A 14,122-nucleotide genomic window follows, 5' to 3' on the forward strand; every position below is an offset into this window, starting at 1 on the left:
TAAGTTTCTTCTATATCATGTTATCTTTTGAAATACCCGCTCTTGTCAGAGGGTTGCGTATTATGACTACCGGTGTATACCGAGAACAAGCTTCATACATTAGAGGAGGAATAAGAAATGGCTATAACAACTTACTATGAAAATGATGCAGAATTGAACGTATTGAAAGGTAAAACAATCGCAATTATCGGTTACGGAAGTCAAGGTCATGCTCATGCACAAAACTTGCGTGATAGCGGATTGTCTGTAGTAATCGGACTTCGTGAAGGTAAATCTTTTGACAAAGCAAAAAATGATGGTTTTGAAGTACTATCTGTAGCAGAAGCAACTAAACGTGCAGACCTTGTACAAATTTTGATGCCTGATGAAACACAAGCAAGTGTATACAAAAGTGATATCGAAGCTAACTTGAAACCTGATGCTGCATTACTATTCGCTCATGGATTCAATGTTCACTTTGGACAAATCGTAGCTCCAGAAGGTAACGATGTGTTGCTTATCGCTCCTAAATCTCCAGGACACATGGTACGTCGTACATATGAAGAAGGATTCGGTGTACCAGGCCTAATCGCGATTCATCAAGATGCTACAGGTTCTGCAAAAGAAATCGGTCTAGCTTATGCTAAAGGTATCGGTTGTACACGTGCAGGTGTTATCGAAACATCATTCCGTGAAGAAACAGAAACTGATTTGTTCGGTGAGCAAGCAGTACTATGTGGTGGTGTAAGTGCGCTAGTTAAAGCTGGATTTGAAACATTGACAGAAGCTGGTTATGCTCCAGAAATGGCATACTTCGAGTGTCTACACGAATTGAAATTGATCGTTGACTTGATGTATGAAGGTGGCTTGTCTACAATGCGTGATTCTATCAGTAACACAGCAGAATATGGTGACTATGTAACAGGTCCTCGTATCGTTACTGAAGATACGAAAAAAGCAATGAAAGAAGTATTGTCTGATATCCAACAAGGTAAATTTGCACGTGACTTTATGCTTGAGAACCAATCCGGTCGTGCATTCTTGACAGCGACTCGTCGTAACGAATCCGAGCACCAACTAGAAGTAGTAGGTAAAGAACTTCGCGGTATGATGCACTGGATCAAAAAATAAAAGATTAAACTTATCTATGTTGTCTAAATGAAATAAGCAAAGATAGTTGGATATTAAATTTTCCGCTATCTCTGGGCAGTACAAGCATTATGAAGTGAACCCAAGTATCGTTAAGACCGATATGTAGTAAGGAATAGGAATATATCAGCCTTACTGCATATCGGTATTTTTTTCAAAAAAACAAGGAGGTGCGATGATGCGCAAAATTTATATTTTTGATACCACATTGAGAGATGGAGAACAATCGCCGGGAGTGAACTTGAATACTCGCGAGAAAGTAGAGATTGCTTATCAACTCGAAAAATTGGGTGTCGATCGGATAGAAGCTGGATTCCCGGCAGCATCACCTGGAGACTTGGCAGCGGTTAACGCTGTAGCACGCGCAGTCAAAAATGCAAGTATTATCGGTCTAGCGCGAGCTAGAGAACAAGATATCGATGCGGTACGCGAGGCACTGAAAGGTGCGCAAGATCCGTGCCTACATCTGTTCTTGGCGACTTCACCGATTCACCGTCAACATAAGCTTCGGATGGAAAAAGAACAGGTAAAAGATACAGCACGTTCAGCGATTCGCTATGCACGTCAGTATTTTGACAAAGTTGAATTTTCATTAGAAGATGCAGGACGTACTGAATACGACTTTATGGTAGAAATGGTTACTATGGCTGTTGAAGAAGGCGCTTATGTGGTAAATATTCCAGATACAGTCGGCTTTTTGACACCTTATGAGTACGGTAACATTTTCAAACACTTAAAAGAAAATGTACCTAATATTGAAAAAGTACAATTGAGCGCTCACTGTCATGATGATCTAGGTATGGCAACAGCGAATGCACTGGCTGCAATTTTGAACGGTGCAGATCAGATTGAAGGTACAATTAATGGTATCGGGGAACGTGCAGGGAATACAGCGTTGGAAGAAGTAGCGATGGCATTGGAAACGCGTCAAGATTTCTTTGGTGCCAAAACCAGTCTGACTCTTTCTGAAATTGCTCGTACTAGCCGTTTGGTCAGCAAATTGACAGGTATGGTCGTCCCGGGTAACAAAGCGATTGTTGGAGCCAATGCGTTTGCTCATGAATCCGGTATTCACCAAGATGGTATGCTGAAAGAGAAAACGACTTACGAAATCATGAGTCCAGAAACGATTGGATTCAAAGCAACCAAATTAGTGATGGGTAAACACTCGGGTCGTCATGCGTTCCGTGAGCATTTGATCGAATTAGGGTATGACCTGACAGAAGAAGCATTGAATGAAGCGTTTGCTAAATTTAAAATTTTGGCTGATAAGAAAAAAGAAATCTCGGATGATGATTTGTTTGCTTTGTTAGAAGAGCGTCTTGCGGATGCACCCGAGTTGTTCCAATTGGATTCGTTATTTGTTTCCTTTGATAGTGAAGGAGCACCTACAGCGAAGATTCGTTTATCGACTGCGGATGGAGAAGTACGTGAAGAAGAATCTAGTGGTAATGGTTCTGTTGACTCTATCTACAATGCAATCGACAAAGCTTCACAAGAAGAAGTAAAACTAGCGGATTACTCGATTAAAGGGGTAACGCAGGGTAAAGATGCACTGGGTGAAGTACATGTCGCTCTAACGCAAGATGGTATTACAGCGCAAGGTCGCGGAGTAAGTACAGATATTCTAGAAGCAAGTGCTCGTGCGTATGTCGACTCATTAAATCGTCTGGTTGAAAAGCGTAAAACGTACGGTAGACGTGACAATATTTCGATGATCTAAAAAGTTTTTCAAAAAAATAATAATGTAGGTTGTAAATACCTCGTGATTTTTTACTTTATATAATGTAAGACCTTTTAACCACACTGTTGTAAATGACAGTGTGGTTATTTATTTAGTAGAAGTAGAAGTAGAAGTAGAAGTAGAAGTAGAAGTGTAGTCTGTCGTTTAGATCAAAATAATATCAAATTAGAGGAGGAATACAGTATGACCTGTCAAGGTAAAGACTTACCTATCGAAGTAGTAGACACTACCGGAATTGTTCAGTACGATATCGCTTCAGCTACCAAAGGCGGTACCCGGCGCCTAATGGTAAGTGATAATCCAGAAACGTTGAATGAAGCGAATTTCCCTGTACGTCATGGTACATTATGGCATGACGTAGTGCAGACTAATAACAAAACGGTACAACACCGCATTTTTGCATGGCATTATAACGTGCTTAAAGATCCAGTGAAAGTCGGAATTACACTTGAAAATAAAGCTAATCATGGTGCTCTTCGTATTACATCGGTTACTCGTGAATACCGGGTCGGTGGAGATGATGTGAACTGGATTAACGATATTGGTACTTGTATTTCCAGAGCTACATTAGGAGGAACAGCTGATCAACGTACAGCTGAGAATCCATTGATCAAACAGTTACAATCTGGCTTGATCGAGAGCTTTATTGTACCGCCGGGTAAATTGCTTGGATTTATGTATGACTTTACAGTAGAAAGTACAGATAGTGGACAGATCAGTTATGAAGTGCGTACTGTTGCTTCGCGTGATACTGCATATGATCTTACTTTAATTAAATCAGCACCGTTGCCCCCTGCACCACAGGCTCATCCACGTGGTAGTTGGAACTTTTCTGAGACTAATGCAATCACTCCTGTCTATACGGTAGGATCAGCTCGTGTCATTTATCCAACAGCTGCAAAAACGAAAAAAGATGGCTCGTTACCAGCCGATCAATTATTTACAGCAGCCAATAGTGAACTACCGAGTTCTCTAGATAATCGTGCTCAATTTGGAGCAGTCTACAATGTTACTGTTCCGGTTAATAACCCATCTTCACAAACACGTACAATCAAAATTTCACTGAATCCACGTGGTGGTAGTTATGGTGGAGCTGTTCGCAAAGATGGACAGACCTATGGTGTTCCATTAATGCGTACCAACACACAAGCATGTCCTGTCTATACACTTAATGCGCCACCCGGAAATAGTAAATATACGTTTGCTTTGATGATTGCAGGTGCTTCTTCTACACCGTTAGGTATTCTGGTAGAAACTCTTTAATTATATGAGCGTTAAAAAATAGTAAAGTGATACTAGCAAATGACTAGATAGCAATAAACTAGCAATACTACAGCAAATAATTAGCCACAATATAGCAAGTAGCTAGCAACAATAAAAAAAGCTCTTCTTTTGTCTTTGCAGACAAGTAGAAGAGCTTTTTCTAATGCTTATTCATGTATAAAAAATAAAATACTTATAGAAGACAGCGTATCGTTTACCAAGCGTAAGCTTTAGGAGCGGCTCCACCTGGACCTGGGAATATTTCATCTAGACGAGTCATTGTAGCTTCATCTAGCTTCACATCGATAATACGTAAAGAGCTTTCAAATTGTTCTGCTGTACGTGGTCCAATAATTGGAGCAGTAACAGCTGGATTAGCAAGTACCCATGCCAGAGCAACCACATCTTGAGGTTCACCGAGTTCATTACACAATTCAGCATATTGTTCTAGCTGTTCTTTATGTTGATCTACTCGATTGGCATCGCCACCACTGCGTGAACCTTCGATTTTTTTGAGTGCATTACGTCCAAGTAATCCACCATCAAGTGGACTCCACGGAATAACACCCAATCCAAGCGCATGAGCAGCCGGAAGAACTTCCAATTCAGGTTGACGACACAATAAGCTATATTTGTGCTGTTCTGAAATCAAACCTAAGAAATTACGGTTTTCAGCCGCTTTTTGAGCGATAGCGATATGCCATGCAGCAAAGTTACTTGAACCGACATAACCGATTTTACCTTGTTGAACAGCGACTTCAAATGCACCCCATAACTCATCCCAACTTACATTTGTATCGATATGATGCATTTGATACAATTCCACATGATCTGTTTGTAAGCGTTTGAGAGAACCTTCAAGGTGACGACGAATTTTGTAAGCAGATAATCCACCATCGCTATTTGGGCCATCCAAATCTTTATGCATCGTTCCATATACTTTAGTTGCGAGCACTACTTTTTCACGACGGTTACCACCTTGTTTGAACCAACGTCCGATAATCTCTTCAGTTGTTCCAACACCTACTTTAAATCCGTATACATTCGCAGTATCAAAAAAGTTGATGCCTGCATCAAGAGCAGCGTCCATAATTCGGAATGATTCTTTCTCATCTGTAACAGGTCCAAAATTCATGGTGCCCAAACAAATACGGCTGACCTTTAACCCTGACTTACCAAGATATGAATAATCCATAATATGCACTCCTCTGTTTTTAAAATATTGAATGTCGTGTTGAACAGCACTCCGTAACTATTTTAGACCTTGTACCTGTGAACAGCAAATTTCTTTATCCATAATTTGGTACAAATTCCTATGTTACTATACCATATAAGAATACAGAAGTGGGAATAAGAAAAATTATAGCTTGAAATAACATATTATTTTAAATAAAGAACCTTTTCTATCTATACAAAATACAATTACAATTGCTCAATCTTATCTCTGAAAAGAAGCTTATAGGATTTGCCTATGAAGGTCATAGTTTGTATATCTTGGCTAAGACCTGACATGTATGATAAAACTGTGTATAGGTGAAATGAACGAACTTAACATAAAAGGAGACTTCTAATATGACAGACGTAAAAAAAATTGCAGTAATTGCTGGTGACGGTATCGGACCAGAAGTTGTAGCAGAAGCTGAAAAAGTATTGAAAAAAGCAGAAGAATTATACGGCTATTCTTTTGAAACGGAACATGCGCTATTTGGCGGAATTGCTATAGACGAAAAAGGAACACCGCTTCCTCAAGAAACGTTAGATGTCTGTAAAAGCGCAGATGCTGTATTGCTTGGAGCTGTAGGTGGTCCGAAATGGGATAACAACTCTAAAGAATTACGTCCAGAAACAGGTCTACTTGGGATTCGCAAAGCATTAGGTCTATTTTCTAACTTGCGTCCAGCGGTTGTATTTGATTGTTTGAAAGAAGCATCTACACTGAAACCAGAAGTATTAGAAGGTACAGACTTAATGGTAGTACGTGAATTAACAGGCGGTATTTATTTCGGTGAGAAATTAAGAAGACAAGGTGAACATGGAGAAGAAGCGGTAGACACTTGTGTATACAATGTGACTGAGATCGAGCGCATCACTCGTCAAGCTTTTGAAATTGCTCAAAAGCGTCGTAAAAAATTAGCTTCTGTAGATAAAGCGAATGTACTGGAAACGTCTCGTCTATGGCGTGAAACGGTAAATCGGATCGCTCCTGATTATCCAGATGTAGAACTAGAGCATGTATTGGTTGATAACTGTGCGATGCAATTGCTTCGTCGTCCATCTAGCTTTGATGTGATCGTGACTGAAAATATGTTTGGCGATATTCTGAGTGATGAAGCAGCAATGTTAACAGGATCGATCGGAATGTTAGCATCTGCTTCTATGGGAGACAGTACCGATGCAGGAAGCTTCGGATTGTATGAGCCAGTACACGGTTCAGCTCCTGATATTGCAGGACAAGGATTGGCGAATCCAATAGCAACTATTTTGTCAGTGGCATTGATGTTCCGTCTGACATTCAATTATGCAGACGCAGCCGATGCGATTGAAGCCGCTGTTGCTAAAGTATTAGATGAAGGTCACCGTACAGCTGATATTGCTGTAGATAAGAGTCAGGCATTATCGACTTCACAAATGGGTGATTTGATCGTAGCAGCGATGCAAAAAGCATAATCCATTCATTTCACATTTTGGAGATCGTTTATCGTTTGTATATGTGATCAAAATGTGACATTAGCTCTCTTTGCTAGAGCCAGCAGACATTAAATTGTACTGAAAAATCCTTATTTAGAATTATTATAATAAAGTATCTCTTCTAATCTTGACTTTGATTTGGGTCGATGATAACATTCTTGTCATAGCGTTTAGAGTTATCATACAGATAGGAAAGAAAAGTGTGTATTGACTTTTCTTATATAAAAGGAGGAATACTGGATTATGGCAGATCGTTTGGTAGGTAAACAAGCACCAGATTTTAACATGGAGACCGTTTCTGGTGACGGTAAAGATTTTGGACGCGTTCAATTGTCCGATTACAAAGGTAAATGGTTGGTATTTTTCTTCTATCCACTAGATTTCACTTTTGTATGCCCTACAGAAATCACTGCACTTAGTGATGCAGCTGAAGAATTCAAAGCATTGGATACTGAAATTGTTGGTGTAAGTACTGACTCTATTCACAGTCACAAAGCTTGGATTAACACTGCTCCAGAAAACAATGGTCTAGGTCAATTGAACTTCCCATTGGCTTCCGATATTACGAAAAAAGTTGCTTCTGATTATGGCGTATTGATCGAAGAAGAAGGCGTAGCTCTTCGCGGTCTATTCATCATCGATCCAGAAGGCGAATTGAAATATGAAGTAGTTAACCACAACGATGTAGGTCGTAGCGTAGAAGAAACTCTTCGCGTATTGCAAGCTCTACAATCTGGTGGATTGTGCCCAATGAACTGGAAACCAGGACAAAAAACATTAGTTACTTCTTAATATAAGAAAAAGTAATCTATTTTGCCCCTTCATTCGTATATTCTACGAATGGGGGGGTTTTGTCTTCTCCCAAAAAAGTGTAGAATGGACACAAGCTGGTTAATAATCATTCACAATCAATTATTTTGATGATATTGGGGTAAGGTTGAAAATCATAGAATAATGTATGGAGGGTGAGCAACATGAGCTTTTGCTGTGGCGGCAGTATGATAGGTACGAAAGGGACTTTAAAACATTTTCGAACCCAGGTTCATAATGTTCCCCTACTCGTATGTCCTGTATGTGAACGGGTTGAAGTTCATTACAAAGTAGAAAGTGAGTATGAGATTTTGGCTGAGTATGCGCATGGCGATGGCACACCTGAGATTGATTTTCAGGATTATGTGATGGAAGATGAAGCAACCATGTTCGAGAATTGCGTGAATATGGAAGAAGATGACCCAATGACCATGGTGCAAAGTCAGATTGATATGGGTCTAGACCTGCTCGCTGTAGCCAAAAAAATCAATGATGAGAAATGGGAACGTGATCTGAAAAGACGCCTTGCTGTTATGAGTCTACGTCGCTCTCGTCTTCAACACAAGTAAGCTTATACATTACGAACAATTGAATATATAAAAAAGGAGAAGCTCTATATTATGCTTCTCCTTTTTTGCATTTCATCCAAATCACTGTATGATAAAACTAGATAGGTACAGAAAGGAAGATCTAAATAATGGATACATATACCGTTAAGACACTAGCTGATCGTCTTCAGCAACAAGTAGGACAAGTTATCGTAGGTAAAGATCATGAGATTCAATTACTACTAACGGCTTTATTTGCTTCTGGACATGTATTGATGGAAGATGTACCCGGTACGGGTAAAACGATGCTTGCCAAAACGTTAGCAGCAGCGATGAGTTGCCATTTTCAGCGCATCCAATTCACACCGGATTTATTACCTTCTGACCTTACAGGAATCCATTTTTTCAATCAAAAAGAAAGCGAATTCACATTTCGAGCAGGGCCTTTATTTGCTAATATCGTACTTGCAGATGAGATCAATCGTGCAACACCACGTACTCAATCCAGTCTGCTGGAATGTATGGAAGAACAGCAGATTAGTGTAGATGGAGAGACGATGAAATTAGACAATCCATTTATGGTGATCGCTACGCAAAATCCTGTAGATAATCAGGGAACTTTTCCATTACCGGAAGCTCAGATGGATCGATTTATGTTAAAAATGTCGATGGGTTATCCTTCCGCAGAAGAAGGAATTGAGATTTTACGCAGAACATCGTTATCTTCACAAGCAAGTAAAGAAACAACTACAGATTCTAATTCAAGTTCTGTTTTTGAACAAGTAACTCGTGAACAAATTATTGAAGCAAGACAGCTATGTCATGCAGTTACTATTCATGAGGATCTATTAGGCTATATTGTTCGTCTTGCAGAAGCTACACGTGGACACGAAGAGATTGCTCTAGGTGCAAGCCCGAGAGCCACACAAGCCTTACTACGAGCTGCTCAAGCGTATGCAGCTATTCAAGGGAGAGATTATGTATTACCCGATGATATTCAGACGATGGCATCTCCGGTGCTAGCCCATCGGTTGGTATTTAAAAATCGACATCACAATGATAAACATAAAGCTCATCTATTGATCCAATCTATTCTCGATACTGAACAGGTTCCTACTGAAGCCAATCTGGAAAGTAGAGTGAAGTAAATGGAGTTTTTCTGGCTACTTCTGATTGCTGGAGTCGTTGTTTTACTTCAAGCTCTAGTGTTAGGCAGACGATCTCTTCGACAGATCGATTATGAGCGCAAATTGTCTCGAACTTACTGTCATGTTGGCGAAGATATTGAAATGATCGAGATTATTCAAAATAAGCGCCGTATTCCTGTACCCTGGCTACGATTAGAGTCTATTTTACCAGCAGGCTTTCAATTCGGTCATCAAGCAGAGACAGCGATCAGCGAAGGCACACTGTATCAGAATCATACTAGCTTATTTAGTTTGTCTGCGCTTACACGGATTACACGCAGGCACCAGATTACTTGTCGACAACGTGGTGTTTTTCATATGGATAGCGCTTTGATGAGTGCAGGGGATGTATTTGGATTGGCACGTGCGAATCGTCCGCTTCGGATTGAATCTACAATGACTGTCTATCCTGCGTATACAGCGATAGATGAGATGCCAGAAGCGTATCGAAGCTGGCAAGGTGAAGTAGAAGTTAGACGCTGGACGAATGAAGATCCTTTTTTGATTACAGGAGTGCGAGAATACGGCTCGGGTGATCCGATGAATCAGATTCACTGGAAAGCGACAGCACGCACAGGTCAATTACAAGTGTATCGTCAGGGATATAGTGCTGATCCAGACGTAATGATTCTTCTGAATATTGAAATTAGTGAACAGATGTGGAGAGTGGTCACCGAGCCGATAGTAGCAGAGTGTGGTCTTAGTTATTGTGCAACAATCGCAGCAGATCTAATCGGTAAAGGTATGAAAGCAGGATTTGGACATAATGCGATTATTGCAACAGAAGATGAACAAGATGCGCGCATTTTACCCGCTTACGGAAGTGAACAATTATCAGCATTACTACAATGTATGGCAGAAGTACAATTAAAAAGTAGATTGCCTTTTCATGAATTTTTACAATCTTTTGTTCCGCAACATGGACAGAGTAATAACATGGACATTTTAATCGTTACTCCACATGTATCGGAACCGATCAAGCAAGCTATCACGACATTAGAACAGTCTGGCTCTACTGTGAGCATTTTGCATGTGCCTGGTATAGAGCAGTTGAAGAAATCTAACCACTATCAGACCATGCAAGATCACCAACCTCGTAAGAAGGTGAGCGTATGACAACCAAAAGTCGTTCAACGATAACAAGCTACTCATTCTCTAGTCACTGGCAACCGCTTGCCTATATGCTGGCAGAAGTCGCTGCCTGTTATCCGATTATAGTTCTGTTAGATGCGTATCTATTTCATACAGATCAGCCTGTACTATGGGCGTTGTGGCTATTATGTGCAGGTGGTCTGGGAATTACATTACGTATCGCCAGTAGACCTTCTTCTGGAAAATGGAAAATCATCAGTTGGTATATAGTATGGATTATTGTAGGATCTATTATACTTTGGACAATGGTACAACAGGTGGGCTTATCATCGATCTGGATCGCCAGTATATGTATGTTAGTTGTTGGATTATTTCGCGGTAATATGCTAGTGATGGGTGATTGGGATCAACTATTTCCGTTAACATTGCAATTGGTTTTACTGATTGTAGCATGGATTTTCTATGTGATTACAGGTTCAGAAGGTGATCTGTCATCTACTCATTTTTCAATTTATGTAGCAGGTATGATTCATTTATTTGCGATTCTTATGCGGTGTGGTTCCCGTCAGATAAGCTATTCTGTCTGGGAAGATGGATTTCCTCTAGCTGCTCTTCAATTGGTTATTCGTCGGAGTCGGCGTTGGACATGGATTCTGATTGGATTGATTGCGATTATCGGCGGTAGTACACAATTGTCGGTGATATTGAGCTGGTTGTGGCAGAAGATACTGTCTCTTTTCCAAAATAATGAACCTACCGTGCCTAATCAAATGATTGAACCGATCACACCGCCCCCATTGCTACCACCAATGGATTTACCGGAGCAAAGCCCTTCTATTTTGAATCCGGAGTGGATTGAGCGAATCGCTCAGATCATTATGATTGCTGCTCTAGCTGCTTTTGTAATAGGTGTAGGGCTGTTTCTATACCGTCTACTTCGCAAATATGGTCTACCACTCTGGCGCTGGTTATTACGTATTCTGGGGATTGAAAGTGATATTGTAGTACCTGTACAAGAGCCATCTTCAGGATATATCGATCAAACCGAAAAGATTCGTCCCACATCCGCATCTATAGGAATGAATTTTAAAAAGAAAGTGCCGGATGATCCTGCTGAACGTGTGCGTTATCATTATGAACGATTGATTCGGCGAGGAATAAAGCGCGGTCTGGATCAGCATAAGGGCGATACACCGAATACACTTGGACGCAAAATGATTGATTTAAATCCAAAGGAATCGTCAACCTATTCAGAACAACGTATCTCGATATTGATACACTGGTACAATCAGATTCGGTATGGTGCCAAGTCTGTGGATGCTGAAGAACTGAAAGGTTGGGAGAAAAAAGATTGAATATTTCATGAATTTATTCATGTGAAGCTTTAAAGCGTGTTAGAAAATTCTTTACTTTTAAAGGATGCTTACAGTATCATGGAGAGAATGAAACGGCTGAAAGGAGATTAACAATGAAACTTAATCCAAGCAAAATTGTAGACTGTACGATTCGTGATGGAGGTCTGGTGAATAACTGGGATTTCAGCGTAGAATTTGTACAAGATTTGTATAAAAGTTTGAACGAAGCAGGTATAGAATACATGGAGATCGGTTACAAAAACTCTCCCAAATTACTTAAAGGTGCAGAAGCAGCAGGTCCTTGGCGCTTTCTAGATGACGATTTCTTGCGTACAGTTATTCCTCAAAAAGGAACAACTAAGTTGTCTGCGCTTGTAGATATCGGTCGTGTTGCGGAAGAAGATATTTTGCCACGTGAAGAAAGTATGTTAGACCTGATTCGTGTAGCTTGTTATATCAAAGATGTAGACAAAGCGCTTCAATTGGTACAAACGTTCCATGATCGTGGATATGAGACAACGATCAATATTATGGCATTGTCTAACGTAATGGAAAATGAACTATTAGAAGCTTTTGAATTGATCAACGATAGTGTTGTTGATGTTGTCTATATCGTAGATAGCTATGGTAGTCTAGATTATAAAGACATGATTTACTTGGTTGATAAATTCAAAACTAACTTGCCTAACAAACGTCTGGGTGTACATACCCATAACAATATGCAAATGGCATTCTCGAATACGCTTGTAGCAGCAGAGCATGGTGTCGAATTATTAGATGCTTCTGTATACGGTATGGGTCGCGCGGCAGGTAACTGTCCGACTGAATTGCTAGTGACTCATTTAAAAAATACCAAGTATACATTGCGTCCAGTCTTAGAAATGATCGACAAGCATATGATTGCTTTGCGTGAAAAAGAAGAGTGGGGTTATATCATTCCTTATATGATCACAGGATCATTGGATGAGCATCCACGTTCTGCGATGGCACTTCGTGCTTCAGACGACAAAGATAATTCAGTTGAGTTCTACGATAAGTTGACGACTCCAGAAGTGAGCTTCGATTCTTCTAAAGGAAATAAGTAGAATTAGCTAAAAAAGTATACTAAATAAACCAAAAGAGCAACTTCCAGTCATTAAGGAAGGTTGCTCTTTTAGTTTATCGTGTTCTAAGTAAAGATCATTTTAAGATTGAGAATACTCTTCCACATACGAACGTGTACCTGTCTGTTCATGATAGTAGACTCGATATGTTTTGCCATCCGCAGGATCGACAAAGACCTCAGGGGTAGGATAGGAATGCTTGAGAATATCATTTTGTTGTTGAGAAGATCGTTGTTTTCCTTTGTATCGCTTATCAAAAAAGTACCAGCTTATTAAAAGTAAAGCTAGAAAACCAGCGATTTGTAATGCGAAATAGATAGCACCCATATTAAAAAAACTCATGCGATCGGTTCAATGGTAACGACTGTACCATAAGCAACAATTTCGCTCATGCTATTACCGATATCTCCGCTATCAAATCGCATCATTACTACTGCATTACCACCCATTGTATGTGCACTTTCAACCATTCGATCTAAAGCCTGACGGCGACCATCTTCGATCATTTGAGTATACTGCTTAACTTCACCACCGACTAATCCTTTAAAAGAAGCCATAATATCGCCACCTATTCCGCGTGCACGTACAACGACACCAAAAGTTGAGCCTAGCACATTAGTTACTCGATAACCTGGAATATGTTCAGTCGTTACGATAATCATTTGTATCACTCCTGTCTGATTGATAAAGCGTATACTATACTTTTTATATACGTAACGCTATTCAAAATGATACATAAATAAAAGAAGTTGCAAGATAAAAATGAATATGATATATTATATCTTGTCGTTAAGAAAGCCTAATGACTTTCCAAACGTGACCTCGGGATGTAGCTCAGCTTGGTAGAGCACCTGGTTTGGGACCAGGGGGTCGCATGTTCAAATCGTGTCATCCCGACCATCCATTTATGCGGGTGTAGTTCAATGGTAGAACTTCAGCCTTCCAAGCTGATAGCGTGGGTTCGATTCCCATCACCCGCTTACTGAAATACCAAGAGAAAGTCTTTGCGAAAGCAAAGGCTTTTTTTGTTATATTTATCTTTTTGTAATGCCTGTATACAAATATAAATGAGTATGAGTAGCACAATAAGATTTGGTTTTTTGTGAAAGCTCTGTTATACTGTCGTTGTCAGCGGTAATTATATACTTTATGCTTTTCAAGCTGACCATTCTGAAGAAATGAGAGGGTCCTATTGTCCAATGAA

At 40.0% G+C, this 14,122-nt stretch carries 13 protein-coding genes and 2 tRNA genes; 12 read left to right on the forward strand and 3 right to left on the reverse strand.

Annotated features, from left to right (window positions below; all coding sequences use genetic code 11):
- The first annotated feature begins 117 nt into the window (after positions 1 to 117).
- From ilvC to PQ456_RS06595, 3 genes are all read left to right on the forward strand, one after another.
- Positions 118 to 1,110: a ketol-acid reductoisomerase gene (gene ilvC / locus PQ456_RS06585; protein WP_204825095.1), complete on the forward strand. Its 993-nt coding sequence runs from the start codon at positions 118 to 120 to the stop codon at positions 1,108 to 1,110.
- A 196-nt stretch (positions 1,111 to 1,306) separates the two neighbouring features.
- Positions 1,307 to 2,851 (forward strand): 2-isopropylmalate synthase, encoded by a 1,545-nt coding sequence (locus tag PQ456_RS06590; RefSeq protein WP_273615418.1) that lies wholly within the window; start codon positions 1,307 to 1,309, stop codon positions 2,849 to 2,851.
- Positions 2,852 to 3,055: 204 nt separating this feature from the next.
- The gene (locus PQ456_RS06595; RefSeq protein WP_273615419.1) at positions 3,056 to 4,135 is read left to right on the forward strand and encodes a hypothetical protein; all 1,080 of its coding nucleotides are present in this window, start codon (positions 3,056 to 3,058) and stop codon (positions 4,133 to 4,135) included.
- Between the two features lie 214 nt (positions 4,136 to 4,349).
- Here PQ456_RS06595 and PQ456_RS06600 read toward each other — a convergent pair whose 3' ends face one another.
- Entirely contained in the window at positions 4,350 to 5,330 is a 981-nt protein-coding gene (locus PQ456_RS06600; protein ID WP_204825093.1) for an aldo/keto reductase, read from the reverse strand.
- Between the two features lie 377 nt (positions 5,331 to 5,707).
- On the opposite strand from PQ456_RS06600, the gene leuB reads away from it, so the two are divergent.
- The 7 genes from leuB (at position 5,708) to PQ456_RS06635 (ending at position 12,900) form a co-directional block, all read left to right on the forward strand.
- Positions 5,708 to 6,802: a 3-isopropylmalate dehydrogenase gene (gene leuB / locus PQ456_RS06605; protein ID WP_273615420.1), complete on the forward strand. Its 1,095-nt coding sequence runs from the start codon at positions 5,708 to 5,710 to the stop codon at positions 6,800 to 6,802.
- Between the two features lie 264 nt (positions 6,803 to 7,066).
- On the forward strand, positions 7,067 to 7,615 hold the full coding sequence (locus tag PQ456_RS06610) for a peroxiredoxin (protein ID WP_273615421.1): 549 nt from the start codon (positions 7,067 to 7,069) through the stop codon (positions 7,613 to 7,615).
- Positions 7,616 to 7,797: 182 nt separating this feature from the next.
- Entirely contained in the window at positions 7,798 to 8,202 is a 405-nt protein-coding gene (locus PQ456_RS06615; RefSeq protein WP_137222228.1) for a hypothetical protein, read from the forward strand.
- Positions 8,203 to 8,330: 128 nt separating this feature from the next.
- Positions 8,331 to 9,329, forward strand: coding sequence for an AAA family ATPase (locus PQ456_RS06620; protein WP_273615422.1), 999 nt, complete (start codon positions 8,331 to 8,333; stop codon positions 9,327 to 9,329).
- Positions 9,330 to 10,484: a DUF58 domain-containing protein gene (locus PQ456_RS06625; RefSeq protein WP_273615423.1), complete on the forward strand. Its 1,155-nt coding sequence runs from the start codon at positions 9,330 to 9,332 to the stop codon at positions 10,482 to 10,484.
- Positions 10,481 to 11,815 (forward strand): DUF4129 domain-containing protein, encoded by a 1,335-nt coding sequence (locus tag PQ456_RS06630; protein WP_273615424.1) that lies wholly within the window; start codon positions 10,481 to 10,483, stop codon positions 11,813 to 11,815. The genes PQ456_RS06625 and PQ456_RS06630 overlap by 4 nt, the downstream gene beginning before the upstream one ends.
- Before the next feature lie 113 nt (positions 11,816 to 11,928).
- A complete protein-coding gene (locus PQ456_RS06635; protein ID WP_273615425.1) occupies positions 11,929 to 12,900 on the forward strand; it encodes an aldolase catalytic domain-containing protein in 972 nt (323 codons plus the stop codon).
- Positions 12,901 to 12,999: 99 nt separating this feature from the next.
- Here the strand turns inward: PQ456_RS06635 and PQ456_RS06640 are convergent, their stop codons facing one another.
- Both PQ456_RS06640 and PQ456_RS06645 read right to left on the reverse strand, forming a co-directional pair.
- Entirely contained in the window at positions 13,000 to 13,245 is a 246-nt protein-coding gene (locus PQ456_RS06640) for a hypothetical protein (protein ID WP_273615426.1), read from the reverse strand.
- 11 nt (positions 13,246 to 13,256) lie between these two features.
- On the reverse strand, positions 13,257 to 13,580 hold the full coding sequence (locus PQ456_RS06645) for a YbjQ family protein (RefSeq protein ID WP_273615427.1): 324 nt from the start codon (positions 13,578 to 13,580) through the stop codon (positions 13,257 to 13,259).
- 161 nt (positions 13,581 to 13,741) lie between these two features.
- Here PQ456_RS06645 and PQ456_RS06650 point away from each other — a divergent pair.
- A tRNA-Pro gene (locus tag PQ456_RS06650) sits at positions 13,742 to 13,818 on the forward strand.
- Between the two features lie 9 nt (positions 13,819 to 13,827).
- A tRNA-Gly gene (locus tag PQ456_RS06655) sits at positions 13,828 to 13,898 on the forward strand.
- Positions 13,899 to 14,122 lie beyond the last annotated feature (224 nt).

Origin of the sequence: Paenibacillus kyungheensis, assembly GCF_028606985.1 — a bacterium.
Classification (GTDB): domain Bacteria; phylum Bacillota; class Bacilli; order Paenibacillales; family Paenibacillaceae; genus Saccharibacillus; species Saccharibacillus kyungheensis.